This is a genomic window from Corynebacterium marinum DSM 44953, assembly GCF_000835165.1.
Lineage (GTDB): Bacteria > Actinomycetota > Actinomycetes > Mycobacteriales > Mycobacteriaceae > Corynebacterium > Corynebacterium marinum.
The window spans coordinates 2,460,140-2,484,105 of record NZ_CP007790.1; the positions used below are offsets into that span (position 1 = coordinate 2,460,140).

Annotated in this window: 23 protein-coding genes; 12 read left to right on the forward strand and 11 right to left on the reverse strand. The window is 70.2% G+C overall.

Going from position 1 to position 23,966, the window contains the following annotated elements:
* Window positions 1-11 precede the first annotated feature (11 nt).
* Both B840_RS11565 and B840_RS11570 read left to right on the forward strand, forming a co-directional pair.
* A complete protein-coding gene (locus B840_RS11565) occupies window positions 12-1,046 on the forward strand; it encodes a septum formation family protein (protein WP_042622258.1) in 1,035 nt (344 codons plus the stop codon).
* 14 nt (window positions 1,047-1,060) lie between these two features.
* Window positions 1,061-1,408 (forward strand): metallopeptidase family protein, encoded by a 348-nt coding sequence (locus B840_RS11570; RefSeq protein ID WP_042622259.1) that lies wholly within the window; start codon window positions 1,061-1,063, stop codon window positions 1,406-1,408.
* Between the two features lie 32 nt (window positions 1,409-1,440).
* On the opposite strand, the gene B840_RS11575 is transcribed toward B840_RS11570, so the two are convergent.
* Both B840_RS11575 and pheA read right to left on the reverse strand, forming a co-directional pair.
* Window positions 1,441-2,127 (reverse strand): histidine phosphatase family protein, encoded by a 687-nt coding sequence (locus tag B840_RS11575; RefSeq protein ID WP_042622260.1) that lies wholly within the window; start codon window positions 2,125-2,127, stop codon window positions 1,441-1,443.
* Window positions 2,128-2,134: 7 nt separating this feature from the next.
* Window positions 2,135-3,082, reverse strand: coding sequence for a prephenate dehydratase (pheA, locus tag B840_RS11580; protein ID WP_156971912.1), 948 nt, complete (start codon window positions 3,080-3,082; stop codon window positions 2,135-2,137).
* A 34-nt stretch (window positions 3,083-3,116) separates the two neighbouring features.
* On the opposite strand from pheA, the gene B840_RS11585 reads away from it, so the two are divergent.
* The 3 genes from B840_RS11585 to B840_RS11595 are packed head-to-tail and all read left to right on the forward strand — an operon-like array spanning window position 3,117 to window position 6,313.
* The gene (locus tag B840_RS11585; RefSeq protein ID WP_156971913.1) at window positions 3,117-4,343 is read left to right on the forward strand and encodes an amidase; all 1,227 of its coding nucleotides are present in this window, start codon (window positions 3,117-3,119) and stop codon (window positions 4,341-4,343) included.
* Window positions 4,340-5,071, forward strand: coding sequence for a CPBP family intramembrane glutamic endopeptidase (locus tag B840_RS11590; protein WP_042622262.1), 732 nt, complete (start codon window positions 4,340-4,342; stop codon window positions 5,069-5,071). Before B840_RS11585 ends, B840_RS11590 begins: the two co-directional genes overlap by 4 nt.
* Window positions 5,072-5,080: 9 nt before the next feature.
* On the forward strand, window positions 5,081-6,313 hold the full coding sequence (locus B840_RS11595) for an LCP family protein (protein ID WP_084603022.1): 1,233 nt from the start codon (window positions 5,081-5,083) through the stop codon (window positions 6,311-6,313).
* Window positions 6,314-6,396: 83 nt separating this feature from the next.
* Here the strand turns inward: B840_RS11595 and B840_RS11600 are convergent, their stop codons facing one another.
* From B840_RS11600 to B840_RS11615, 4 genes are all read right to left on the reverse strand, one after another.
* Complete coding sequence (locus tag B840_RS11600; RefSeq protein WP_042622263.1) at window positions 6,397-7,317, reverse strand: DUF5926 family protein; 921 nt, start codon at window positions 7,315-7,317, stop codon at window positions 6,397-6,399.
* Between the two features lie 22 nt (window positions 7,318-7,339).
* Window positions 7,340-8,056, reverse strand: coding sequence for a glycerophosphodiester phosphodiesterase family protein (locus tag B840_RS11605; protein ID WP_042622264.1), 717 nt, complete (start codon window positions 8,054-8,056; stop codon window positions 7,340-7,342).
* 4 nt (window positions 8,057-8,060) lie between these two features.
* Window positions 8,061-9,935 carry a pyruvate kinase gene (locus tag B840_RS11610; protein WP_042622265.1) on the reverse strand — a complete coding sequence of 625 codons (1,875 nt, stop codon included), beginning with the start codon at window positions 9,933-9,935 and terminating at the stop codon, window positions 8,061-8,063.
* An 83-nt stretch (window positions 9,936-10,018) separates the two neighbouring features.
* Window positions 10,019-10,984, reverse strand: a complete 966-nt coding sequence (locus B840_RS11615) for an L-lactate dehydrogenase (RefSeq protein WP_042622762.1) — start codon at window positions 10,982-10,984, stop codon at window positions 10,019-10,021.
* Window positions 10,985-11,093: 109 nt separating this feature from the next.
* On the opposite strand from B840_RS11615, the gene B840_RS11620 reads away from it, so the two are divergent.
* Window positions 11,094-12,935 (forward strand): alpha/beta-hydrolase family protein, encoded by a 1,842-nt coding sequence (locus B840_RS11620; RefSeq protein WP_084603024.1) that lies wholly within the window; start codon window positions 11,094-11,096, stop codon window positions 12,933-12,935.
* Here the strand turns inward: B840_RS11620 and B840_RS11625 are convergent.
* The gene (locus B840_RS11625; RefSeq protein WP_229676623.1) at window positions 12,925-14,631 is read right to left on the reverse strand and encodes an alkaline phosphatase D family protein; all 1,707 of its coding nucleotides are present in this window, start codon (window positions 14,629-14,631) and stop codon (window positions 12,925-12,927) included. The genes B840_RS11620 and B840_RS11625 overlap by 11 nt on opposite strands.
* Before the next feature lie 109 nt (window positions 14,632-14,740).
* Between B840_RS11625 and B840_RS11630 the strand changes: the two genes are divergently transcribed.
* A complete protein-coding gene (locus tag B840_RS11630) occupies window positions 14,741-15,415 on the forward strand; it encodes an HAD family hydrolase (RefSeq protein WP_042622267.1) in 675 nt (224 codons plus the stop codon).
* On the opposite strand, the gene msrA is transcribed toward B840_RS11630, so the two are convergent.
* Window positions 15,412-16,083: a peptide-methionine (S)-S-oxide reductase MsrA gene (msrA, locus tag B840_RS11635; protein ID WP_042622268.1), complete on the reverse strand. Its 672-nt coding sequence runs from the start codon at window positions 16,081-16,083 to the stop codon at window positions 15,412-15,414. The two genes, B840_RS11630 and msrA, sit on opposite strands and share 4 nt — an antisense overlap.
* A gap of 165 nt (window positions 16,084-16,248) precedes the next feature.
* Here msrA and B840_RS11640 point away from each other — a divergent pair, with 165 nt between their 5' ends.
* The gene (locus B840_RS11640) at window positions 16,249-16,848 is read left to right on the forward strand and encodes a superoxide dismutase (RefSeq protein WP_042622269.1); all 600 of its coding nucleotides are present in this window, start codon (window positions 16,249-16,251) and stop codon (window positions 16,846-16,848) included.
* 67 nt (window positions 16,849-16,915) lie between these two features.
* Here B840_RS11640 and B840_RS11645 read toward each other — a convergent pair whose 3' ends face one another.
* On the reverse strand, window positions 16,916-17,800 hold the full coding sequence (locus B840_RS11645) for a LysR family transcriptional regulator (protein WP_156971914.1): 885 nt from the start codon (window positions 17,798-17,800) through the stop codon (window positions 16,916-16,918).
* A gap of 70 nt (window positions 17,801-17,870) precedes the next feature.
* Between B840_RS11645 and B840_RS11650 the strand changes: the two genes are divergently transcribed.
* On the forward strand, window positions 17,871-19,058 hold the full coding sequence (locus tag B840_RS11650) for an MFS transporter (protein WP_042622270.1): 1,188 nt from the start codon (window positions 17,871-17,873) through the stop codon (window positions 19,056-19,058).
* Window position 19,059: 1 nt separating this feature from the next.
* On the opposite strand, the gene B840_RS11655 is transcribed toward B840_RS11650, so the two are convergent.
* The gene (locus tag B840_RS11655; RefSeq protein ID WP_042622271.1) at window positions 19,060-20,595 is read right to left on the reverse strand and encodes a TM0106 family RecB-like putative nuclease; all 1,536 of its coding nucleotides are present in this window, start codon (window positions 20,593-20,595) and stop codon (window positions 19,060-19,062) included.
* A 78-nt stretch (window positions 20,596-20,673) separates the two neighbouring features.
* Between B840_RS11655 and B840_RS11660 the strand changes: the two genes are divergently transcribed.
* The 3 genes from B840_RS11660 (at window position 20,674) to B840_RS11670 (ending at window position 23,330) form a co-directional block, all read left to right on the forward strand.
* A complete protein-coding gene (locus tag B840_RS11660; RefSeq protein WP_042622272.1) occupies window positions 20,674-21,309 on the forward strand; it encodes a DUF6474 family protein in 636 nt (211 codons plus the stop codon).
* Window positions 21,310-21,501: 192 nt separating this feature from the next.
* On the forward strand, window positions 21,502-21,852 hold the full coding sequence (locus B840_RS11665) for a histone-like nucleoid-structuring protein Lsr2 (RefSeq protein WP_042622273.1): 351 nt from the start codon (window positions 21,502-21,504) through the stop codon (window positions 21,850-21,852).
* Between the two features lie 179 nt (window positions 21,853-22,031).
* Window positions 22,032-23,330, forward strand: coding sequence for a benzoate/H(+) symporter BenE family transporter (locus B840_RS11670; protein WP_084603026.1), 1,299 nt, complete (start codon window positions 22,032-22,034; stop codon window positions 23,328-23,330).
* Here the strand turns inward: B840_RS11670 and B840_RS11675 are convergent.
* Window positions 23,327-23,965, reverse strand: a complete 639-nt coding sequence (locus tag B840_RS11675) for a LuxR C-terminal-related transcriptional regulator (RefSeq protein ID WP_042622274.1) — start codon at window positions 23,963-23,965, stop codon at window positions 23,327-23,329. The genes B840_RS11670 and B840_RS11675 overlap by 4 nt on opposite strands.
* Between the last annotated feature and the right edge of the window lies 1 nt (window position 23,966).

Here is a 23,966-nt window from a genome sequence, read left to right on the forward strand (position 1 = left end):
ATGGGGGGACTATGACCACTCGTCCCGCCCGTTCAGCGGTAGCCGTGCGCACCGGCCTGGTGGCGGCGCTCGCCGCCGCCGTCGCTGTCGGCTCCTACGACTACTTCTCCACCGCCGGCTCCGGCTCCGGCGCGTCCGCATCCGGCGACGGGACGTCGGTCTCGGGCCCGTCCACCCCCTCCGACGGCGACAACCCCACCGGGGTCGCCCCGTTCACCACCGCCGACGTGGGCGCCTGCCTGACCTGGGACATCACCGGGGATGGCACGGTGAGCAGATTCCAGCAGGCCGACTGCTCGGCGGAACACCGGTTCGAGATTTCCGCCCGGGAAAACCTGGCCACCTACCCCTCCTCGGAGTTCGGCGAGAACGCGCCGATCCCTGACCTCACCCGCCAGGCCCAGCTGCGCGAGGAGCTGTGCCACACCCCGACCGTGCGCTACCTGGAGGGACGTTTCGACCCGGCGGGCCGCTACTCCATCGCCCCGATCCTGCCGCCGGCGGAGGCGTGGGCCGCGGGCGACCGCACGATGCTGTGCGGCATCCAGTCGACTGATGCGAACGGCACTCCGGTCCTCACGGCCGGGCCCGCCGCAGAGCAGGATCAGGCTGTGGTCGCCGAGCCGGGCGCCTGCCTGTTCGTCGACGAGTCCCGCTCCCTGCGCACCGTCGACTGCGCGGCGGACCACCAGCTGGAGACCACCCTGGTGGTGGATCTCGCACCCGTCTTCCCCGAGGGCACCCCGAGTATCGAGGACCAGGACAACCACCTGCGCGACGTGTGTTTCCAGGCGGGGGTCGACTACCTCGGGTCCGACGAGAACCTCTACCAGTCCACCCTGCAGCCCTACTGGGGAACCCTTCCGGAGACCTCGTGGGTCGGAGGTTCCCGGTCGGTCAACTGTTCCCTGGTGTTCGCCGACGAGGCCGGTGGCTTCGCCACGCTCAACGGCTCGGCCCGCGACGGCCGCGAGGGATTCACCATCAACGGCCAGCCCCCGGCCGAGCAGCCGGAGCGCAACCCGCTGCGCGAACCCGCCGCGTAGCAGGGGCAGGCACCGTGGTGGAGGTCAGCGAGGAGCGTTTCGACGAGATGGTCGACGACGCCCTCGACCGCATCCCCGAGGAATTCGCCCGGCGCATGACCAACGTCGTCGTGCTGGTGCGCGACGTCAACGAGGACCAGCCCGAGATCCTCGGTCTCTACGAGGGGGTGTCGCTGACCGAGCGCACCTTCGACCACACCGGCTTCCTGCCGGACGCCATCTTCATCTACAAGGCCGCCCTGGAGGCGCACTGCCGTTCCGAGGAAGAGTTGGCCGAGGAAGTCATGGTGACGGTGTTCCACGAGGTCGGCCACTACTTCGGCATGGATGAAGAAGCGCTGCACCGGCTCGGTTGGGGCTGACACCGCGGGACCTCCGCCGCGGCCCGGGCCGCTCAGATCTGGTGCTCGACGTCCGCCCAACGCACGAGGTTCCACTGGCCGAAGGGCCGGTCGCGGGGCTCCAGGACGATGAAACGGCAGTTTCCCAGGTAACCCGCGTAGGCGAAGTCGGGGTCGACGCCGGCGGCGTGGGTGGCCATGGTGCGGATCGCTGCTCCGTGGCTGACCACCAGGACGTCCTTGGCCGCCCCGTTGCCCAGGTGGGTGAGTGCGAGATCCTCCATCCTCGGCCGGTAGCGGGTCATGAGTTCGAGGTAGGTTTCCCCGCCGGGGATGCGGGCGGTGTCGTCGGCGTCGAGCCAACCGCGCAGGGCCGTGGCGTAGGAACGGTGGGAGTCGTCGTCGGCGAGCATCTCGTGGTCGCCGGCGTAGATCTCGTGGAGGCCCGTCTCGACGTCGATCCGCATCTCGTGCTCCCGCAGCCCGGCGGTCTGTTCGAAGGCGTTCATGGCCAGCAGCGCGGTCTGCTGCGCCCGCAGCGCGACGGAGCTGACCACCGCCCCGAGCCGTCCCGGGGAGCCGTTGCCCGCCCCGCAGAATTCGGCGAGTTCCGCCCCGACGTTCCACGCCTGGTTGCGGCCGGTGTCGGTGAGTTCGGCACCCGGCGGGCGGGTGTCGAGCCGACGGGCGACGTTGCTGTAGGTCTGTCCGTGGCGTAGCAGGATGAGTCGTCCGGTCATGGTGTCGCTACAGTTCCTTTCCTTCACGTGCGGCGGCCACCCAGGCGGCGGCGCGCTCCAGGCGGGCCAGGTCGGCGGCGAGCGCCGCGTCCCGGCCGCCGCGGCCCGGGGTGGGCCAGGAACCCAGGTAGCTGATGTCCTCGGCGCGCAACCACAGCGCGCGCAGCGCCTCGGCGACGGGGGCGTCGTCGATGTGGCCGACCAGGTCAGCGTAGAAGTGGTACGTCCCGAACTCCCGGCGCGTCGGCCGCGACTCGATCCGGCTCAGGGACACCCCGCGCAGGGAGAATTCGGTGAGCGCCCCGACGAGGGTGCCCGGCTCGTTGGGCAGGGTGAACACGACGGTGGTCTGGTCGGAACCGGTGCGCGGCGTGGGCACGCCCCGCGGGCCGACGACCACGAAACGGGTCCGCGCGCCGGCCATGTCCGCCACCCCCTTCTCCACGACATCCAGGCCGAAGAGCACGGCGGCGCGGTCGGGGGCTGCGGCGGCGTCGGCACGCCCCTCCGCGACGGCCTGCGCGGCCGCCGCGTTGGAGGAGGCGGGGACGAACTGGGCGCCGGGAATATTGGCCGCCAGCCACTTTCGCACCTGCTGGTGGGCGACCGGGTGGGTGGCGAACTTCTTCGCTTCCGCCAGCCGCGCGCCGGGGCGGACCATGATGGAGAAAGCGATCTCGATCTCCAGCTCATGGTAGATCTGCACGCCTCCGTCCTCGACGAGCGCGTCGAAGGTGGAGGTCACCGAACCGTCGACGGAGTTCTCGATGGCCACGCACGCGAACTGTGCGCGTCCCACGCGGACCGCGTCCAGCGCCTCGCGCGGCGAACTGACCGGCAGTTGTTCGACCTCCCCGGCGCCGAACGCCCCCGCGCCCTGGAAACGGATGAGGGCCGCCTCGGTGAATGTTCCGGCGGGGCCGAGGTAGGCGACGGTGACGGCGGGTTGAGTCATGTCTGCCAGCCTAGACAGTCGTATTCTGGTCCGCATGACCACTTCCCTGCGCCACCTCGCCGCCGCGCTGCTCCGCGGCGAGGTGGGCGCGGCGGAGCAGGTCGAGGAACTCGCGCGGCGGCTGGCCGGTCTCACGCCCGCCGAGCACGGCTTCTCCCATCTGGCACTGGAGCAGGCCCACGAGCAGGCGGAACTGGCGGACCGGCTCGCCGCGGCGCACCGCGGCCGCCTCCACGGCCTGCTCATCCCCGTCAAAGACCTCTCGGACGTCCGTGGCATGCCCACCACCTTCGGATCCGCGCACCGCACCCGCCCCGCCGGGGACACCGATCCCGCGGCCCGGGCGCTCCTCGACGCCGGCGCCATCATCCCCGGCAAATCCGCCGCCGCCGAGCTCGGCCTGACGATCTACACGGAGCCGTCCGGCCTGCCCTTCCCCGACAACCCGCTGTGGCCCGGGCGCACCCCGGCCGGGTCCTCCGGCGGCGCCGCCGTGCTCGTGGCCCGCGGGATCCTGCCCGCCGCGCACGCCTCCGACGGCGGCGGCTCGATCCGCGTGCCCGCCGCGGCCTGCGGGGTCGTCGGTTTCAAACCCTCCGCCCCGCGCCTGGCGGCCCAGGGTTTCATCACCCGCGCCCTCGACGACGCCGCCTTCCTCCACCGGCTCTCCCCGGAGCCGGGCCGCCGCCGCATCGGCGTGCTCGTCCAGCCGTTGTTCACCGGTTCCGCCGTGGACGAGGTGCACCTGCGTGCGACGGCCGAGGCCGCGGCGCAGCTGGCGGAGGCCGGCCACGACGTCGTCGACGTCCACCCCTACCCCTCCGCTGAGGAGACCTTCGAGGCTTTCCGGACGATCTTCACCGCCAAGCTCGCCGGGTTGCCCGGACCGGCGAAGGACCTCGTCGGTTGGCTGCGCGCCCACGGCCGGTCTCTCAGTCGCGGCCGCATCGACCAGGCCAACCGCCACGCCGACGCCCTGCCGCAGTACCTCGCGGAGTACTGGGGCGTCGACGCCCTGCTGACCCCCATGACGACCACCGATCCCCCGCCCATCGGCCACTTCGCGTCGATGGATCCCGAAGGGAACTTCCTCGGGCAGACCCGTTGGTCGCCGTGGGGGTCACTGTTCAACATGACCGGCCGCGCGGCCGTCTCCGTGCCGTGGCCCGTGCCCGGCCGACAGCCCGTCGGCGTGCACCTCGGGGCGGTCACGCTTTCCGACGCCGCCCTGCTCACCCTCGCCCGGGAGCTCCACGAATGACCCGCCGGCGCCTGTGGGCGGAGATCCTCATCGTTCTGGCCGTGAGCTTCGGCATCTCCGGCATCCGCGCGCTCCTGCGCCTCACCGACGCGCTACTCGACCCCCGCCCGCTCGACGAGCAGCAGGTCACCCTCCACCAGACCCTCTCCCGCAGCCCGTGGATCGATCTCGGCCTCCAGCTCGCGTCCGCCGCGACCCTGTTCGCCTACGGTGCCCTGGCGTTGTATCTCCTCGCCGGTCAGGTCCGGTTGCCGCGCCCGCGCTGGTCGGACCTCGGATGGGGCGCGGGGTTGGCCGCGGCCATCGGTGTCCCCGGGCTCGCGTTCTACGCCGCGGCGGTCCACCTCGGATTCTCGCGGGAAGTGATTCCCACCACTCTGGAGCACCCCTGGACCGAGGTCCCCGTCCTGCTCGTCTTCTCCTTCGCCAACGCCTTCGGCGAAGAGATCGTCGTGGTGATGTACCTGCTCACCCGCCTGCGGCAACTGGGGTGGGGACTGCCTGCGGCGTTGGCCGCCTCCAGCCTGCTCCGCGGCAGTTACCACCTCTACCAGGGGATGTCCGCCGGCTTCGGCAACATCCTCATGGGCCTGCTCTACGGCTGGTTCTACTGGCGGACCGGACGTGTCTGGCCGCTGGTCATCGCACATTTCCTCATCGACGCCGTCGCCTTCGTCGGCTACTCCGCTCTCGGCGGCGACCTCTCATGGCTGGGCCTGTCTGACTAGTCTGTTTCTATGCATGAACGCGACCCCAGGCAGCGCGACTCCGATGACATTGTCCGGGGCCGCGACGGCCGCCCGCTCCTCGACCGCTACGGCCGGCCCGTCCGCCGCCGCCCCGCCCCCTCCCCACGGCAGCCGGACGCCGCACGGAACGAGCCGCGGCGACGACCCCCGCGGCGGGAAGCCGCACCCGCCGACCGGCCCCAGCAGTACATTCCGCCCCGCCGCGAGGAGCCGCCGCGCTACCAGCCGGCGCCGAGCCGCCAGACCGCACCACCTGCCCGGTCCGCACCCTCCCGCCAGAGCGCACCGCCCGCACCGCCCCGCCGCCGGACTCCGCGCCGCTCCCGGGGCGGCCCGCTGCGCATGGTGGGCTGGATCCTGGCCATCGTCCTGGTTCTCGGCCTGTCGCTGACGCTGTGGGCCGACGCGCAGCTCAACCGCATGGAGGCGGTGCCCGAGCAGCGCGTGGCCAACACCGCCGGCACGAACTGGCTGCTCGTCGGCTCCGACTCCCGCCAGGGCATGAGCGAGGAGGACGCCGCACGCCTCGGCACCGGCGGCGACATCGGCGTGGGCCGCACCGACACGATCATGCTGCTCCACATCCCCACCGGCGGACAGGCGCGGCTGGTGTCGCTGCCGCGCGACTCGTACGTCACCATCCCCGGCTACGGCGACGACAAGATCAACGCCGCCTTCACCTACGGCGGCCCGCAGCTGCTGACGGCGACCGTCGAACAGGCCACGGGGCTGCGCATCGACCACTACGCGGAGATCGGCATGGGCGGGCTGTCCAACGTCGTCGACGCCATCGGCGGTGTGGAACTGTGCCCCGCCGAGCCCATCAACGATCCCCTGGCGCAGCTGGACATCCAGGCCGGCTGCCAGGAGATGGACGGACCAACGGCGCTGGGCTACGTGCGCACCCGCGCCACCCCGCTGGGTGACCTCGACCGGGTGGACCGGCAGCGCGAGTTCTTCGCCGCGCTCATCGACGAGGCCACCGCCCCCAACACCCTGTTCAACCCCTTCCAGTTCTTCCCCCTGGTGGGTAACACCGCGAACTCCTTCACCGTGGGCGAGAGCGACCACGTGTGGAACCTCGCGCGCGTCGGCCTGGCCATGCGCGGCGGTGTGCAGACCGAGACGGTGCCTGTCGGCGGCTTCGCCGACTACGCCGTGGGCAACGTCGTCCTCTGGGACCTGGCCGGCGCACAGGCCCTGTGGGACACGATGCGTTAGCCGGGCCGGCGTTTCAGAAACTGGGGCGCCACAAGGAGAAGGCCGCCCACCCCGCGGGGAGTGGGCGGCCTGGGCGGGTCGAACTAGCGGATGGTCACCTGGCGGGACTTGATGTTCTGCAGCTGCTTGCGCTCGTCGGCGGTGAGCTGGGCGTCGTTGGCGATCTCGGTGTCAACCAGCCCGGACACGCGGGTGAGTTCGGCGCCGTAGGAATCGGCGGCCACGGACGGGTCGAGGTCGAAGACGGGCACAATGATGCCGTGGGTGCGGAATACCCCGGCGAACTTGGTCCCCTCACCCAGGTTGAGCTCGCCGCGGGCGGCGACGCGGGCGAGAGCGTTGATCAGGGCGTCCTCGTGGTCCTCGGGGCGGATCCACCGGATGTGCGCCTTGCCGCCGCCCGGGTTGACCCACCACACGGCGCCGGGGATCTCGGTGTCGACGCGGTGGGACTCCACGACGGAGTCGTTGGCGGCCTGGAGGGCCTGGCCGGTGACCTGGTCGAGCTCGACGCTCTCCGGGATCCACCAGTTGAAGTCCTGGTGCTCGGTGATCTCGAGGGCGGCGTCGGCGTCGATCAGCTCGGTCAGGGCGGGCTGGGAACCGTCGGCGACGGCCGACTCCAGGGTCTGGCCGGGCTGCGCATCCTTGAGCCAGGTGAGGGCGTAAGCCAGGTCGCGGCCCGGGCTCTGGCTCTGGGACGCGGTCTGCAGCGCGACGAATCCCGCGCCGCCGTCGGACTCCTCGCGGACGAGTGCCGCGGAACCGCCGGGCAGGACGGTGACGACGTAGACGTCCCGGTCGATGCCGTTGACGGCGACCTTGGCCACCGCGGAGGGGACGAACTCCTGCAGGGCGACGAGGTCCGCTTCAGCGCCGAGGCCGCCGTAGGGGCGGGCCTCCTTTTCCAGGGCGGCGCGTTCCGCGGCGCGGGCGGCGAGCTTCGCCTGGCGGCGGCTCATGCCCTCGGGCAGGTTGTCGTTCTTCTGATTCTTCTTGGCCATGGGTCAAAGATACCCGCCCGGGTCAGCCGCCGAGGGTGCGGAGGGCTAGTTCGGGTTCGTCGGTGGCCATCATGTCGACGCCCCGGTCCCGCGCCCACAGCATGTCGGCGGGTTCATTGACGGTCCACAGGTAGGTGGGCAGGCCGTGGCTGCCGATGAGGTCCGGCCGCCGGCGGGCCCGCCACAGGGAGACGCCGAGCCCCGTGGGATGCCCGGGGTGGGTGTCCACGGGGTTGAGCCAGCGCTCGATCTTGCGGCGCAGGTGGATCCGGTCGACGCCCGGGGCGAGGTGGCGCATGCGCGCGACCGCGGCGGCGGAGAAGGAGATGACGTGGATGCGGGGGTCGTCGAGAAGCGAGGCGTGCCGGAGCGCCCGCACGACCTGCTCCTCGAGGATGCGGCCGTAGCGCATGGGGTGTTTGGTCTCGATGTAGATGTGCTTGTCGTCGTGCGTCTTCACCATCTCCAGCACCTCAGGGAGGGTGAGCACCTGCTGGGGGTGCTCCGCGTCGCCGAAGTTGTGGTCGCGCAGGCGGGCCAGGGTGGCGGTGGAGACGCGGCCGCGGCCGTTGGCGACCCGGTCGATGACGGGGTCGTGGATGAGTACCACCTCGCCGTCGAGGGTCAGGCGGACGTCGCACTCGATCCCGTGGACCGGTAGCTCCAGGGCCTTCTCGAACGCGAGCCGTGTGAGTTCGGGGTACTTCGCGGAGTAACCCCGGTGGGCGATGATCTTCATGTCGTCATTCATTGCCGTCGGGCACCCAGCTGCCGATGCGGCGCAGCAGCTGACGGTTCTTGCGCTGGGAACGGCCCAGCTTGGTGGACAGCCGGTGCAGGATGCGGATGGCGTCGGTGATGTGCGGCCCCTTGTTGAGCATGACGGCCTCCGAGCGCAGGGCGTAGCCGGCGTCGGTGATCTCCGCGCGGGAGGGCAGCCCCGACTTGGCCATATTCTCCAGCACCTGCGTCGCCATGACGGTGGGCACGTGGGCGGCCTCCGCCATCTGGGCGATGAGCCGCGGAACCTCGGCCATCCGCTCGAAGCCGAGTTCGACGGCCAGGTCGCCGCGGGCGATCATGACGCCGAGGTTGGGGTGGCGCATCCCCTCGAGCAGGACGCCGCACAGGTTCTCATACGCCGGGATGGTCTCGATCTTGAGCACGATGCCCAGGTTGCGCACGCGCTCCGGGTCTTCGGACTCCTCGGCGATCCGCTCAAGCGTGGCCAGGACGAACGCGACGTCTTCGGCGTTGCGGATGAAGGACACGTTGGCGATGTCGCCGTGGGCGGCGACGAAACGGAACGCCTCGATGTCCTCCCCGGTGAGGCTGGGCAGCGGCAGATCGGTCTGCGGCAGGTTGATGCCCTTGTAGGCGGCGAGGTTGGTGCCCTCGGGGCGGGCGCGCGTGATCTCGAGGCCGACCTCGGTGTGCCCCTCCGGGGTGGTGTGCCGGCAGTAGGCGCGGGCGGCGATCGAACCGTCGTCGAAAAGCACGGGCTGGCCGACCTCGATGGCGCCGACAGCCTCGGGCAGGGTGCAGCTGATCTTCGCGGTCCGGCCCGGGGCGGGCTCGGCGGGGGCCTGGTCGTCGGTGAGGATAAGGCGGTCGCCGGCGAACAGGCGCAGGCGCTGCTCGGTGGCGGGGACACCGGAGACGCGGGTCTTCTCCCAGTCGTGCTCCAGCAGGGTGGAGTTGGAGATGTAGGCGTTGCGCTGCCCCTCCGCGAGAACCCCGCCGTCCCCGACGCGGGAGACGGTGAACCTGCGCTTGGCGTCGCGGGTGTCGTGCAGGGTGATCTCGGATTCCGGGGTCAGCTTCTCCAGCCACTCCGGGTCGACCCGCAGCGCCAGGGCGGGGCGGCCCGGCAGGTCGGCGGGGACCGGGGGTGTCTGGTCCGGGGACAGGTCGTCGGGGGTCAGCCACAGCTTGGCCGGGGTGATCACCTGTCCGGTGTTTGTGCGGGTGACCCGCGCGCGGCCCACGGCGGGGCCGGGCGCGATCTCGCCTGTGCGGACCTTCGGGCCGGCCAGGTCCATGGCCACCTTGATCTCCCGGCCGATCTCCCGGGCCGCGGTGTGGACGTGCGCGATCATGCGCTCCCACACCTCCGGGCCGTCGTGGGCGCAGTTGATGCGGGCCAGCTCCATGCCGGCGTCGGCGAAGCCGCGGACCAGCTCGAGGTCGTGCGCGGCCTCGGTGGGGAGAGTGACCATGATGCGCGAGTGGGTTTCTTCCGAGGACTCGCCGAACAGGGTGGTGGCGTGCTCCTCGAGGATGTCGTCCGCCAGCGCGAAGGCGTCGCTGACCTCCGCGCCCCGGTACTTCAGCTCCTCGCCCGCATACGCGGAGAGGACGTTGCGGGCCGCCTGCAGGCGGGCGAGGACGGCCGGTTCCGTGGTGGTCAACCGGGTCGCGCCGATGGCGGAGAGCTCGTTCTGCATCTTGCGGATGTCGTGGCCCCGCAGCTCCGCGTAGTGCACGAGGTTGACGGCGCCGCGGCGGTGGTTCTCCGCGACCCTGCCCATGGCCGCGGCCCGCCGCTCCTCCTCCGCCACGAGCGCCTCGATGAGGTGGTCGACCTGGTTGATCAGTTCCTGCAGCCTGTCGTCCACTGCCAACCTCCGTACGCGCGAGATGGTGGGTAATACCTTCCCATTGTGCCCCCGATCGGGAGTTCCGGCATCTTGAACATGGCCTACGGCACGGCCGGGGCAGGCGGGAAGAACTCCTCCTGAATGGCGCGCAGAGTTGCTGCGGAATGCGTGAAACGCTCCTGCTCGCGGGCGCTGAGGGGGAGTTCGACCACACGGGCGACGCCGGAACGGTTGATGATCGCCGGGGTGCCGATGTAGAGGTCGTTCTCGCCGTATTCGCCCGCCAGGCGGGCGGACACCGGGAGCGCGACATCCTGGTTCTGGATGATCGCCTTGGTGATGCGCGCCAGCCCCATGCCGATCCCGTAGGAGGTGGAACCCTTGGCGTCGATGATCTCGTAGGCGGCGTCGCGGGTCTCCTCGAAGATCGTCTCGATGCGCTTCTCGAAGCCCTCCTCCCGCTCCATCCGGGAGGACAGGGGCACGCCTGCGATGGTGGCGGAGGAGATGACCGGCAGCTCCGTGTCGCCGTGTTCACCGATGATGTAGGCGTGGATCGACGTGGGCGAGGTCCGGGACAGCTCGCCGAGCATGAAGCGGTAGCGGGCGGAGTCCAGGATGGTGCCGGAGCCGATGACCTGCCGGTGGTCCAGACCGGAGTAGTGCCACACGCCGTAGGTGAGGATGTCCACCGGGTTCGTTGCGACGATGAAGATACCGTCGAAGGCGGCCGCCATGACTTCATCGACGATCGACTTCATGATCTTCATGTTCCTGTCCACCAGCTGCAGCCGGGTTTCGCCCGGTTTCTGCGCGGCACCCGCGCAGATGACCACGATCGCGGCATCGGCGCAGTCTCCGTAGGTGCCTTCGGTGACGCGGGTACGGGAGCTGGACCACACCACCCCGTGGTTGAGATCCATGACGTTGCCGCGGAGTTTCCGCTTGTCGATGTCGATGATGGCCAGGTGGTCGACCGTGCCCTGGTTCACCAGCGCGTAGGCATAGGCGACGCCCACGTCGCCGGCGCCGATGAGCACGATCTTGTTGCCGACTGCAGTTCGCACGGGGATCTCCGGTCTGTCGAGGTTCGGGGCAGTTCCCATTGTCGTCTGAACGGGCGGGCTCCGCAGGAAGATCTGCAGACCCGTCGACGCTCTGCCAGAATCAGCCCTCATGAGGGTCTCCCGCCGCCTGCACCACCAACTTCTGGCCGTCGCGGCCCCCGCAGCGGCGCACGGCCTGAGGGGAGTGGCGTTCGCGCTGGAGGTCACCGCGGACCTCATGCCCGGTTTCCGGATGACCCGCCGCCGACGACTCCCGGCGAACCTCGGCGCGGGGATCCTGGGCGCGGAGATGAGCACGTGGTGGGCGATCTCCCCGTCCCTGCTGCCCCGCCCGTGGTGGGTGACCGCGGCGAACGTCGCCATCTGCCAGGGGGTGGGCCATGTCGCGGGCACCGGTTTCGCCTGGACGGTGAACCGGTGGCTGAGCCACCATGACATCCACCCCCCGGCCGGGGTACGGCGGTTCTGGAAGGACACCGGCCATACCGCGGTGGCGGTGGTGACCGCGACCGCTGTCCTCCAGAGTCTCCGTCGCCAGCGGCAGCAGGCCCGCCTGGTGCGGGTGGAGAGGCAGCGCGGTCCCTCCCATGCGCTGGCCGGCGGCCTCGTGGGGACGGCAGGGTACGGCATCCTGCTCCTGCTCGGCGACGCGGCACAGGTCTCCGTGGACCACATGGGCCGGCGTCTGTCCCGCTGGATGCCCCTGAGCGTCGCGTGGTCCCTGACCGCCGGGGGGATGACCTGGTTGGTGCTGGTCCTGAGCGACCGGGTGCTCGTGCGAAGGATCCTGGCGGGTCTGTCCCGGCGGGCGGAGAAGGTCAACAAGTCCGTGTTCCCCGGCACCAGCATGCCGTGGGAGCCGGAACGCTCGGGTTCCCCCTGGTCACTCGAGCGGTGGTCGGCGGTGGGTTCGCAGGGGCGGGCCGTCTTGTCGCTGGGGCCGCGTGCCAGGCAGATTGCTGAGGTCACGGGCCTGCCCGGTGCCCGCGAGCCGATCCGGATCTTCGTGGGACTGGTGAAGGGCCGCTCGCTGGAGTCCGCGGCCCGGCTGATCCTCGCGGAAATGGACCGCACCGGGGCCTTCCGCCGGGACACCCTGGTCATGCAGACCTCGGCGGGCACCGGGTGGATCACGGACTGGTCGGTGGACGCGGTGGAGTTCCTCACCGGCGGGGACTGCGCCACCGTGGCCATGCAGTACTCCTTCCTGCCCTCGGCCGTGTCCTACCTGGTGGACCGCGACACCCCGGTCCGCGCCTCCCGGATCCTCCTGTCCGCGCTCCTCGACCGGCTCGACCGGATGGATCCGGAGGACCGGCCGAAGTTCTACGTCGCCGGGGAGTCCCTCGGCGGTTACGGGGTGGCCGCCTCCTTCGACGGCCTCGAGGACCTCCTGGCGCGCACCGACGGCGCCGTCATCTCCGGTTCCCCCCGCTTCACCCGGCTGCTGCGCGAGCTGACCGACGCCCGCGACGCCGGCTCCCCCGAACGCCTCCCCGTCGTCGACGGCGGACGGCACGTCCGCTTCGTCTCCCACCCCGACCACCTGTGGCAGGAGTTCACCGGCATGGCCTACGCCAACGGGTGGGAGCATCCCCGGGTGGTGGTGGCGCAGCACGCCTCGGACCCCATCGTCTGGTGGGATTCGGACCTGTTCTGGCGGCGCCCCGACTGGCTCACCGAGCCGGGCTCCCGCGGCGTGCCGGCCCCCCGCCCCCAGCACCTGGACGTGTTCCACGGGATGCGGTGGGTGCCGTTCATCACGGGGTGGCAGGTCGGCCTAGACCAGCTGACCTCGCTGTTCGTCCCCGGGGGCCACGGGCACAACTACCACGCGGAGATGCTCTGGTACTGGGACGCAGTGCTCGGCGACCATGCCTCCGTCCGGCTGGACCGGGCCCTCGCCCGCAGGGCGGAGATGTTCATCCGGCGCGACGCCGTCAAGCGGTGATCCGGGAGCCGTCGTAACGCAGGACGGGCCCGGCCACCACCGGCGAGCCCGCCACGGTGACGTCGACGACCCGGTGCCACGCCATCTCGACGTGGTCCGGGCGGACGGTGAGGGTGGCGTAGCCGTGGGCGTCGAGGTCCACGTGCCGGATGTGCGGGTTGTGCGCCAGAACGTGGTGTTCGGCGGTCCGGGAGAGCGGGTTGTCCTCGCCGAGTCCGACCTGCTCGTCGATGTTCGCGGCCGTCACCGACGAGCAGACCAGCTCGGCGGCGACGACACGGCCGCGGTGGTGGATGTCCCCGGCCCATTCGGAGTGGATGTCCCCGGTGAGGAAGACGTTGCGGCCGTGGCCCCGGGCCAGCTGATCGAGCAGGCGGTCCCGGTCGGCGGTGTAGCCGTCCCACTGGTCGACGTTGACGGGGGTTCCGGCGACGTCGAAGCCGACCATCCCCGCGAGCTGCGAACGCACGGCCTGGTCGATATGGATGAGGTTGAGCGGGGCCATCATCACGGATGTGCCGATGAGGTTCCAGCGCGCGTTGCCGGTGTTCAGGCGGTTGGCCAGCCACTCGAACTGCTCGGAGCCCATGATCGTGCGGTCGATGCTGTTGCGCTGCGCCGGGTGCATCATCCCCGGCGCGCTGCGGTAGGAACGCAGGTCGAGCATCTGGACCTCCGCGAGCCGCCCGTACCGCAGGGTGCGGTAGATGCGTCCGCCGCGGGAGGGCGCGGTGCCGCGGACGGGGAGCCATTCGAGGTAGGCCTGCATCGCGGCGTCGCGGCGCGTCCCCCAGTCACCGTGGAAGGGGTCGTGGCCTTCCGCCCCGCCGGCCCAGGAGTCGTTGGCGATCTCGTGGTCGTCCCACGTGACCACCCAGGGCGCCGCGGCGTGCGCCAGCTGCAGCTCCACGTCCCGCCGGTAGTGGCCGTGACGGGAACGGTAGTCCGCCAGGGTGCGGATCTCCCAGGTGGGCACGTGCGGGCGGACGACGCCGTACTTCCCGGCGTACTCGCCCGAGGCGTACTCGTAGAGGTAGTCGCCCATGTGGACGACGACGTCGATTTCCCCGGCGTAGGCCCGCCGCGCGATGTCGGAGTAGGCGGAGAAATAACCCGCCTCGAAGTTCGCGCACGAGCACACCGCCAGCCGCAGCGTATCGACGTCCGCATCATCCGCCGGGGCCGTCCGTGTCCGGCCGACCCGGGACGTCCGGCCCGCGTGCGCGCCGTCGAGCGCGGTGAAACGGTAGTGGTACACAGTGCCGGGGCGCAGACCGAAGGGGTCGACGTGGACGGTGTGGTCGTTCATCGCGCTGGCGGTCACGGTGCCCGCGCGGGCCACAGTTGTGAACTCCGGATCCTCCGCGACCTCCCAGCGAAGCTGCACGTCCGGGCCGGCGCCGGAGCCCGGCACCGCGTCCGGGGTCGGGGTCACCCGGGTCCACAGGATGACGGAGTTGGGCAGCGGATCACCCGAGGCGACGCCGTGCATGAAAGCGTGGTGCTCCGGGTCGCCGTAGGGGCTGGGGGCGTGGAGCGCGTCGAGGTCCGCGTCGCCGTAGGCCTGGACGTCGGAGGCGCGCACGCGAGTCAGCGAACTGGGCGCGGTCGCGGCCGCGCCGGCGATGAGGGTGCCCTGGAGAAGACCCCGTCGCGTGATCCGGGGGCTGGTTCGGTGCTGCCCTGTCTTCCTCACGGCGCTCATTGTCCCCCCTGGAGAGCGTCCCTGTCAGGCGGGCGGGCAATATTTCATGTCCGCTTAACCTGCATGGCCCCGGACTGGCCGGGTCATTTACGCTGAGTCCATGCATCTCCCAGCCCGCACGGCCGCCGTCCTCTACGACCTGGACGGGACGCTCGTCGACCACGACCACGCCGCCCGCGCGGGCGTCGACGCCTGGTGCAGCTCCCTCGGACTTCCCGGCAACCAGTGGGACCGCTGGTCGGCCATCGAGAGACTCTGGTTCACCCGCTTCGAGAACGGCGAGGTCAGCCACCTGGGCCAGCGCATCGAACGGTGCCGGGAGTTCCTCGGCCGGCCGGAGTTGAGCGACGGGGAGGCCCTCGAGCTCTACGAGTACTACCTGCGCGTGTACCGGGCTAACTGGCGGGCGTTCCCGGACGCCCGCCCCTCCCTCGACAACGCGCTGGCGGCCGGGCTGAAGGTGGGGATCCTCACCAACGGCGCGGCGGCCATGCAGCAGGCGAAGATGGAGGGCACCGGCCTGTGGCGCGAGGGGATGGTGATGTGCGCGACCGTCGAGCTCGGCTCGCCGAAGCCCCGGCCCGAGGCCTACCTCGGCGCGCTCGACAGGTTGGGGGTGCGGGCGGCCGAGACGGTCATGGTCGGCGACTCCTGGGCCAACGACGTCGAAGGCGCCCGGCGCGCCGGGTTGGCCGCGATCCACCTGGTGCGGGAGGGGGTTTCACGTGAACCCGGCCCCTCCGTGAGCAGCCTCGACGAGATTGTCTGGCACTAGTCCGGCAGTCGGCACGCCACTCCGGTGGAGTGGTGCGGGCAGTAGCCGTGGGGCACCTTGTGCAGGTACTGCTGGTGCTCGTCCTCGGCGAGATAGTAGGCGCCCGAGTCCGTCTCGGCGAGCGTCTTGACCTCGGTGGTCACCTCGCCGAAGCCGTGCTCCTTGAGCTGGGCGGCGTAGGAGTCGACGATCGCCTTGATCTCGTCGCGCTCCTCCTCCGCCCGCTCCCCGACGGTGTAGAAGGCGGAGCGGTACTGGGTGCCCACGTCGTTGCCCTGGCGCATGCCCTGGGTCGGGTCGTGCCCCTCCAACGCGGCGGCGACGAGTTCGCGGAGGGACACCTTCGACGGGTCGTAGACGACCTCGACGACCTCGGCGTGGTTCGTCCGCCCGGAGCACACCTCCCGGTAGGTGGGGTTCTTCGTCGTCCCGCCTGCGTAGCCGGCGGAGGTGCCGACGACGCCGGGCGTCTCCCAGTACATCTTCTCCACGCCCCAGAAGCAGCCGATGCCCACAAGGAGCGAGCGCTGCCCCTCGAGCCACGGGCCGGTGATCGGGGTGCCCAGGACGGCGTGCGGGCGGGGGTTGTCCAGGACGGGGGTTTCCCGACCGGGCAGGGCCCGGTCGGCGGGCACGAGTTCAGGGGTTCTGGCAAACATCCATGACATGCCGACCAGCCTACGCCCGCCCCTTACCCCGCCGCCACCTGCAATAATGCAATTAGACAACACTATCGTTGCGGAATTGATTCTTTCCCCTATCATGGTGGCAGAGCGCTTCCCGGCGGTACAGTCGGGAGCGTCCCTTGCTGATACGACAGAAAAGAGAACAACATGGCAGTCTACGAACTTCCCGAGCTCGACTACGCCTACGACGCCCTCGAGCCGCACATCTCCGCCGAGATCATGGAGCTGCACCACTCCAAGCACCACGCCACCTACGTCGGCGGCGCCAACGCCGCCCTGGAGGCTCTGGAGGCGGAGCGCAACGGCGAGGCCAACCCGGACCGCGTCCGCGCGCTGTCCAAGAACCTGGCCTTCAACCTGGGTGGCCACACCAACCACTCCATCTTCTGGAAGAACCTCTCCCCGAACGGCGGCGGCGAGCCCACCGGCGAGCTGGCCGAGGCCATCACCCGCGACTTCGGTTCCTTCGAGAAGTTCCAGGCGCACTTCAACGCCGCGGCACTGGGCCTGCAGGGCTCCGGCTGGGCCGTCCTGGGTTACGACCACATCGCCGGCCGCCTCGTCATCGAGCAGCTGACCGACCAGCAGGGCAACATCTCCATCAACCTGACCCCGCTGCTGATGCTGGACATGTGGGAGCACGCCTTCTACCTGCAGTACAAGAACGTCAAGGCTGACTACGTCAAGGCAGTCTGGAACGTCTTCAACTGGGAGGACGTCGCACAGCGTTACGCTGCCGCGAAGTAACCCCCACTGCTTTCGACGCCGCCTTCCCCCACCGGGGCCGGCGGCGTCCGGCGTTACCGGGCCCTGTTCAGCGGGCCAGGACGAAGCGGCGGAACTGGTCCACCGGCGGCGCCTCGCCTGCCCCGGCGCGCCACACCAGCCCGAGTTCCCGGTGCCGGGGCGGATCGAGCGGCCGCAGGACGATACCGGCGGGCGCCAGGTAAGGGTCGTCCAGCGGCAGGAGCGCCACGCCCAGCCCCGCGGACACAAGTCCCGCCACCGTGGTCAGCTCCATCGACTCGAACACCAGGTTCGGGTGGAAACCGAGCTCTCCGGCGATGCGGTCGAGCAGCAGGCGGGTGCCGTAGCCCGGGAGCATGCCCACGAAGGGTTCCCCCGCCGCCTCGCGCAGGTCGACGGGCCCCTCCCCGGCCAGGCGGTGCCCCTCCGGGACAGCCAGTGCCAGGTGCTGCAACTCCAGCTGGTGCCAACCGAGGATGCCGCCCGCCTCGGCTGGGCGGGGGCCGACGAGGGCGATGTCGGCGGCGTCGGCGAGCACGCGGTCGACCAGGGCACGCGCCGCCCCCTGATGGAGGCGGAAGTCCACGCCCGGGTGCAGCGACCGGTAGTCGCGGAGCAGGTCCGGAACAAGCCAGGTGCCCAGGGAGTGCATGAAGTCGAGGCGGACCGTGCCGCGCTCGGGGTCCATGAGGCGGGCGACCTTCGTCCGGCCGACCTCCAGCTCCGCGAGCACGGCACGGGCATGCGGAAGATACGCGCGGCCCCGGGCGTTGAGCGCCATCTGCCGCCCGGCGCGGTCGAAGAGGTCCGCTCCGACGGCGCCCTCCACCCGACGGATCCGCCGGGTGAGGGTCGGCTGGGGAACGCCCAGCTCGGCAGCCGTGGCGGTGAGGTGTCCGGACTCTGCGACGGCGATGAAACCATGCAGGTCGACGGCGGAAATATCTCTCATGCATCGATCGTATCGAGACCGACTGTTTGAGGTATTTTACACATGATCCCCGTTGGGCGACCATGGGTGAATGTCCAACCTGACCGGTCTGCGGCACGGCGACCGCGACTACCGCCGTGCCGTCCTCGCCATGCTCGCGGCCGGCCTGGCGACCTTCAACGCCCTGTACGCAACACAGGCGCTGCTGCCCATACTCGTCGAGGACCTGAACATCACCCCGACGGAGGCCGCCCTCACCGTTTCCGCCACCACGGGCATGCTGGCGGTGTGCATCGTTCCGATGTCGATCCTCTCCGAGCGATTCGGCCGGGGCCGGATCCTGATCATTTCGGCGTTGGCCGCCACCGCCCTCGGCCTGTTCATCCCCCTGGCCCCCAACGCCGCGGCGCTCATCGCGCTCCGCGGCCTGCAGGGCATCGCGATAGCCGGCGTGCCGGCGGTGGCCATGACCTGGCTGGCCGAGGAACTGGACCCCGCGGCCCTGGGCCGGGCGATGGGCCTCTATATCGCGGGCAACACCGTCGGCGGGCTGACTGGCCGCCTCATCCCGGCGGGGCTGCTCGAGATCACCGACTGGCGCACCGCGCTGCTGATCACCGCCGCGATCGCGCTGTTCACAGCCGTCCTCATGGCGGTCCTGCTGCCCCGGCAGAAGAACTTCACCCCGAAACAGATCGGCCTGCGCAGCGAGATCACCGCCATGGTCGGGCACCTGCAGAACCCGCAGCTGCTGGGCCTTTTCCTGATCGCATTCGTGGGCATGGGCACGTTCGTGTCGCTGTACAACTACTTCGGTTTCCGGATGATCGACCATTTCGGCCTCTCCCCCGCCCTGGTGGGCGTGGTCTTCCTGATGTACCTCTCGGGTACATGGAGCTCTGCCCGGGCGGGCGCGATGGCGGAGAAGTTCGGGCGGGGCAACGTCCTGACCGGCGGGGCCGCCCTCATGCTGGCGGGCCTGCTCGCCACGGCGGCCGGCTGGCTCCCCCTGGCCCTGCTGGGCCTGTTCCTGTTCACCGCGGCGTTCTTCGCCATGCACTCCACCGCCTCCAGCTGGATCGGCCTGGCCGCCACCGACGACCGCGCGGAGGCCTCGAGCATGTACCTGTTCAGCTACTACGCCGGATCCTCACTGGTCGGCGCGGCGACCGGCGCGGTGTTCATGAGCACGAGCTGGGCCGGTTTCGTCCTCGCCCTCGCCGGCATCCTCCTCCTGGTGCTCGTCATCGCCGTCGCCTTGCGACGACGCCCCTCCTGACCTACCGCGCACCCAGGCGCGGAGTCCCCGGCGCACCCGCGCGGAGCCAGTGCCGCACGGCTGCAGTGGCGCGGCAGTCGTCCTCGTTGTAGCGCAGCAACTGCGACCGGGCGTGCATCGCGGCGGCGTCCGAACCACGGGAGATGCGGCGGGCGTTGACCGATTCCTCGCCGTCGAAATCGCCCACGTCCCAGTTGAACCCCGCCTCGGGGGCGACCACCTTCAACCCCAGCCCGGAGGGCCCCGCCAGCTGGGCCCGCACCAGCTTGAACACGTCGACCCACTCGTCACCGGCGATGAACTCCTGCACCTCCGCCTCGCTGGGCACACGGACGTCGCCGAAGGTCCGTCCGGCGAAGCGGCGGGCGGACATCCTCAGCCAGTGGTTCTCGCCGTTGTTCGACCAGCAGTACGCGGCGAACGTCCGGCCCTCGGCGCGCGCCCGGGCGCGCCGGCCCATCAGCCAGTCCCAGAAGCGGGCGAAGTTCTCGGCCTCGGCGTCCCCGCCGAGCGCGATCCAGGTAACGAAGGGGTGGTAGCGCTCGCCGTCGAAAGCTCCCCACAGGTAGGCGCCCTGGTCGAGGTACGCCTCCATGTCGACGTCGATCTCCACGTCGGTCGCCGGCGCGGTCACCGTGTCCACCTTGCGGAGGAGGACGATCCCCTCCCGCCAGGCTGCGGCCAGGTCGCTGGCCTGCCCGAGGCCGGCGTCGATGAGACCCTGCACGGTGGTGATACCCCGCTCCCGGAAGTCGCGGGCCCGGTCCCCGGGGAGGGAGAGGGAGATGTCGTCGGCCGCGCGGAGATCAGCCTCGCACAACGGCCAGAAACGGCACGTGGCGCATTCCTTCACCCGGCGCGGGCCGGTGGGCAGGTCCACTGCCAGGGCGGCGTCGAGCGCCGGCTGCAACGGCGCGGTCGGGGTGAGGAACGCGCGGCTGCGGTCCTGGCCGATGGAACCGCCCACCCCGGAATCCAGCCCGAGCTCCGCCAGCGCGCGGGCCGCGAAGGCCAGGCGGTAGCCGTCCGCGGCGTGGTGGCGCAGCCGGAAGGCGCCCTCAACGGGCGCCCCCAGCCCCAGGCGGGAGGTGGCGATGACCGGAGTGGCGGAGCGGGCGTCGGGGCGGGCCACCCGGTGGTTGCTGATCACCACCGGCAGATAGGTGTCGTCGGGACGGCGCACGAGCAGGTCGACGCCCGTCCGCCAACTGATGCCCTCCGACATTCCGGCGAACACGGCACCGGTGATGAGGTCGGCCTGGGCGGCCAACGCCTCCAGCGTCGCGAGCTCCGCGGCGAACGTGTCCTCGTCCGCGTCGAGCCGGTGCGCGGCGACGTCGATACGCAGGAAACGGCGCCGGTCGCCCAGCGCGGCACCGACGGGGAGCCGGGCATGGACGGCGGCGCGGGCGGCGTCGAACCTCGCCTGCCGCATCGCGGCCGCTCTGGCGCGCGGAATCTCGGGATGATGCGCCCGCTGGACCTGCCGGTAACGGCAGCCCACCAGATCAGCGGGGCTAACGTGCTGGGCAATCACAATGTCGTGAGCTTATCCCACGAGCACAGGTAAAGTTGAACCAGACCATTCACTCCGGAAGTTAAAGGCTGAAAAGACATGGGCATTTTCGAGGCCATCCGTAAGAGCCGCGCCAAGACCAAGGCAGAGGTGCAGGCGGCCAAGGTCCGCGCCAGGCACGAGGCGAAGGAAGAGGCGAAGCTCCAGCTCAAGCGGGAGCGGCTGCTGCACAAGTACGAGAAGGGCCTGCTGAAGGAGGAGAAGAAGGGGCTGAAGGCGAAACGCAAGCACGAGGAGAAGATGGCGAAGAGCACCCTCGAGCAGCTGCGGGCGGGCCGACTCAACGCCGACACCTTCAAGCGCTATTCGTCCCTGGCGCGCGTCGCGCTACCGGTGACGCTGCCGCTCATCTACCGGGCGATCACCTCCGGCCGGGAACAGTTCGTCGACGCGAAGGCACGCCGGGTCGGCGTTTCCGCAGATCAGTTGGCCCGCTTCTCCGGCCACGGAGCGGATCTCAAGGCGCGCATCGACGGGGTCCGCGAGAACCTCGACGACCGGCAGCTGCCCACCGGATTCGTGCAGGACGTGAAGGAACGGCTCGCCGAATTGGAGACCGCCGCCGACAACGCCGAATTCATGACTCCTGAACAGCGCCGCCGGGCCCACAGCACCATTTCCCGCGATATTGATGCGGTGACAGTCGAAATTCAGGACCGCCTCCGCCGCCCCTGACATCAGGGCGAGTAGAGCCCTGAATTTGGCCGCTGAATTGTTTCTGGAGTGGACAATTTGGCGGTTATTCTGTTTCCGCTTTTACTATTTAAGACGTAGTAACAGATTGACCGCACAGGCACTAGAATGAGGAAGCAATTCCGGGGTTGGCCATTTCAATGGCCAACCCACCACCTAAAGGAGAATTCCCTCATGGCCCGCCGTGAAATCACCCAGTACTTCGACGACATCGACAATTCCCCCCTCAAGGACGATGAAGTGAACACCATTCGTTTCAGCGTCGACGGCAACCACTATGTTCTCGACCTGTCCGAAAAGAATGCCGCGGACTTCCGTTCCGCGGTGGAGCCGTGGATCTCCGCGGCGCGCCCCGCGCCCGCCACCGGGCCGCAGCGCACGACGAACCGGCAGACCTCATCCGCATCCGCCAAGCGCTCCCGCGCGATCCGTGAATGGGCCCGCGCCGAGGGTCTCGAAGTATCCGAGCGCGGTAAGATCCCGGCGCGGATCGTGGACGCCTACAACGAGGCGCAGGGCAAGTAACGCAGCCGACATCCTCCGCAACACCGTTCGTTGGGGGTACCTGCGTACGCCATGCGAACATGCGGCATACCCCTTCAGCTGGATCAATGGCTCCGCGGCGCCCCTGAACACCCTTTTCCGGCCGCAGTGAGGGGGTGGGCCCGTGGCCGTTGAACGTGTCCCATGCCACACTATGGGCCATGGCTCTGTCACCACTGCTCGCGATCGAGAGACCGCACCTGCCCCGCCCCTCGCTGCGGGAGATAGGCCGCGACCTCGGCCCCCAGGAGATCGGTAACGGGCTCGTCGCCCTGATCTTCTCCGCCTCCGGCCCGATCGCCGTGATTCTCGCGGCCGCCGCCGCCGGAAACCTGGATCCCGGCCAGACCTCCTCGTGGATCTTCGGGGCGTTCCTCGGCAACGGCCTGCTCACCCTGCTCCTGACCTGGCTCTACCGCAGCCCGCAGGCGTACTTCTGGACCATTCCCGGCACGGTGCTCGCCGGAGACGCGTTGACGCACCTGAGCTTCGGCGAGGTAATCGGGGCTTACCTGGCCACCGGCGTCCTGGTGTTCCTCCTGGGGTGGACGGGGCTCATCGGGCGGATCATGGCCATCCTGCCGCCGACGATCGTCATGGCCATGGTCGCCGGCATTTTCCTGCGCTTCGGCCTCGACCTGATCACCGCGGCCACCGGCGACCCCCTCATCGCCCTCCCGATGATCATCGTCTTCGTCGCCCTCGGGATCGTCCCGAGAGTGGCAGCGGTGGCACCGCCGGTGGCGGTGGCCGCGGTGGTGGGCACGGCCGTCGCTCTGGCCGCGGGCCGCCTGGGCTCCGGGATCCTCGACGACGGGCTCGTCGCCGCCCCGGTGTTCACGGCCCCCGAGTTCTCCACCGGCGCCATGATCGAGCTGGTGATTCCGTTGGCGATCACCGTGGTCATCGTCCAGAACGGGCAGGGCGTGGCCGTGCTGCGGGCCGCCGGGCACCGGCCGGGCGTCAACCTCGCCGCGGCGGCCAGCGGTCTCGTCTCCATCCCGATGGCGCTCATCGGCAACGTCACCACCTGTCTCACAGGCCCGACCAACGCGCTCATCACCTCCGGGCCGCGCAGCGAGCGGCACTACGCGGCCGCGATGGTCACCGCCCTCGGCGCCGTCGCCGTGGGGCTGTTCTCACCCGCCTTCGTGGGCTTCATGCTCGCCATGCCGGCGTCCTTCGTCGCCGCACTCGCGGGCATCGCCATGCTCACCCCGCTGAAGAACGCCTTCCTCGCCGGATTCTCGGGGCCGTTCTCGACCGGCGCCCTGGTGTGTTTCCTGGTCACCGTCTCCGAGATCACCCTGCTGGGCATCACCGCACCTTTCTGGGGGATCCTCTTCGGCTGCGTGACCGCCTGGCTGATGGACCCGAAGCCCGCCGGCACGAAGAGGTCGCAGACCGTCAGCGCTGAAACCCGCGCGGAGGACGCCCCCCGCGCCGACGTCCGCCGTTAGAGCACGCCCTGTTCGCGGGCGGCGGCCACCGCGGAGGTGCGCGAGCGGACTCCGAGTTTGTCGTAGATGTGCACCAGGTGGGACTTCACCGTCGCCTCCGAGAGCATGAGCTCATGTCCGATCTCCCGGTTCGAGGAGCCGGCAGCGACGAGGGTGAGCACCTCCAGTTCTCGGGGGGTCAGCGATGTGCGCGGGGTACGCACCCTGGTCATCAACCGGTCGGCGACGACCGGCGAGAGCGCCGAGTCCCCCTCCGCGGCGGAACGCACGGCGGCCAGGAGCTCGGCGGGCGGGGCGTCCTTGAGCATGTACCCGACCGCGCCGGCCTCGATGGCGCCCAGGATATCGGCGTCCGTGTCGTAATTGGTCACCACGAGAACCTGCGGCGGGTTGGTCATGGTGGCCCTGATCCGGGCGGTGGCCTCTGCCCCGGTGGCCACCCGGGTGCCTTCCACCCCGGGTCCGAACCGCAGGTCCATCAGCATGACGTCGATTCCGCCGGCCTGCGCGGCCGAGATGGCGGCGTCGGCGGTCGCGACCTCGCCGACGACCTCGATGTCCTCCGCCTCCTCGAGGACGGCGCGCAGTCCCATACGGACGATCTCGTGGTCGTCGGCCAGCAACACTCGAATCATG

Coding starts and splice junctions, on each gene's coding strand:
- B840_RS11605 (WP_042622264.1), bottom strand. CDS start 8,056: ATGAAGATCATCGCCCACCGGGGTTACTCCGCGAAGTACCCCGAACTC.
- B840_RS11675 (WP_042622274.1), bottom strand. CDS start 23,965: ATGATTCGAGTGTTGCTGGCCGACGACCACGAGATCGTCCGTATGGGA.
- B840_RS11665 (WP_042622273.1), top strand. CDS start 21,502: ATGGCCCGCCGTGAAATCACCCAGTACTTCGACGACATCGACAATTCC.
- B840_RS11590 (WP_042622262.1), top strand. CDS start 4,340: ATGACCCGCCGGCGCCTGTGGGCGGAGATCCTCATCGTTCTGGCCGTG.
- B840_RS11650 (WP_042622270.1), top strand. CDS start 17,871: ATGTCCAACCTGACCGGTCTGCGGCACGGCGACCGCGACTACCGCCGT.
- B840_RS11600 (WP_042622263.1), bottom strand. CDS start 7,317: ATGGCCAAGAAGAATCAGAAGAACGACAACCTGCCCGAGGGCATGAGC.
- B840_RS11595 (WP_084603022.1), top strand. CDS start 5,081: ATGCATGAACGCGACCCCAGGCAGCGCGACTCCGATGACATTGTCCGG.
- B840_RS11645 (WP_156971914.1), bottom strand. CDS start 17,800: ATGAGAGATATTTCCGCCGTCGACCTGCATGGTTTCATCGCCGTCGCA.
- msrA (WP_042622268.1), bottom strand. CDS start 16,083: ATGTCATGGATGTTTGCCAGAACCCCTGAACTCGTGCCCGCCGACCGG.
- B840_RS11565 (WP_042622258.1), top strand. CDS start 12: ATGACCACTCGTCCCGCCCGTTCAGCGGTAGCCGTGCGCACCGGCCTG.
- B840_RS11630 (WP_042622267.1), top strand. CDS start 14,741: ATGCATCTCCCAGCCCGCACGGCCGCCGTCCTCTACGACCTGGACGGG.
- B840_RS11670 (WP_084603026.1), top strand. CDS start 22,032: ATGGCTCTGTCACCACTGCTCGCGATCGAGAGACCGCACCTGCCCCGC.
- B840_RS11660 (WP_042622272.1), top strand. CDS start 20,674: ATGGGCATTTTCGAGGCCATCCGTAAGAGCCGCGCCAAGACCAAGGCA.
- B840_RS11620 (WP_084603024.1), top strand. CDS start 11,094: ATGAGGGTCTCCCGCCGCCTGCACCACCAACTTCTGGCCGTCGCGGCC.
- B840_RS11585 (WP_156971913.1), top strand. CDS start 3,117: ATGACCACTTCCCTGCGCCACCTCGCCGCCGCGCTGCTCCGCGGCGAG.
- B840_RS11575 (WP_042622260.1), bottom strand. CDS start 2,127: ATGACCGGACGACTCATCCTGCTACGCCACGGACAGACCTACAGCAAC.
- B840_RS11640 (WP_042622269.1), top strand. CDS start 16,249: ATGGCAGTCTACGAACTTCCCGAGCTCGACTACGCCTACGACGCCCTC.
- pheA (WP_156971912.1), bottom strand. CDS start 3,082: ATGACTCAACCCGCCGTCACCGTCGCCTACCTCGGCCCCGCCGGAACA.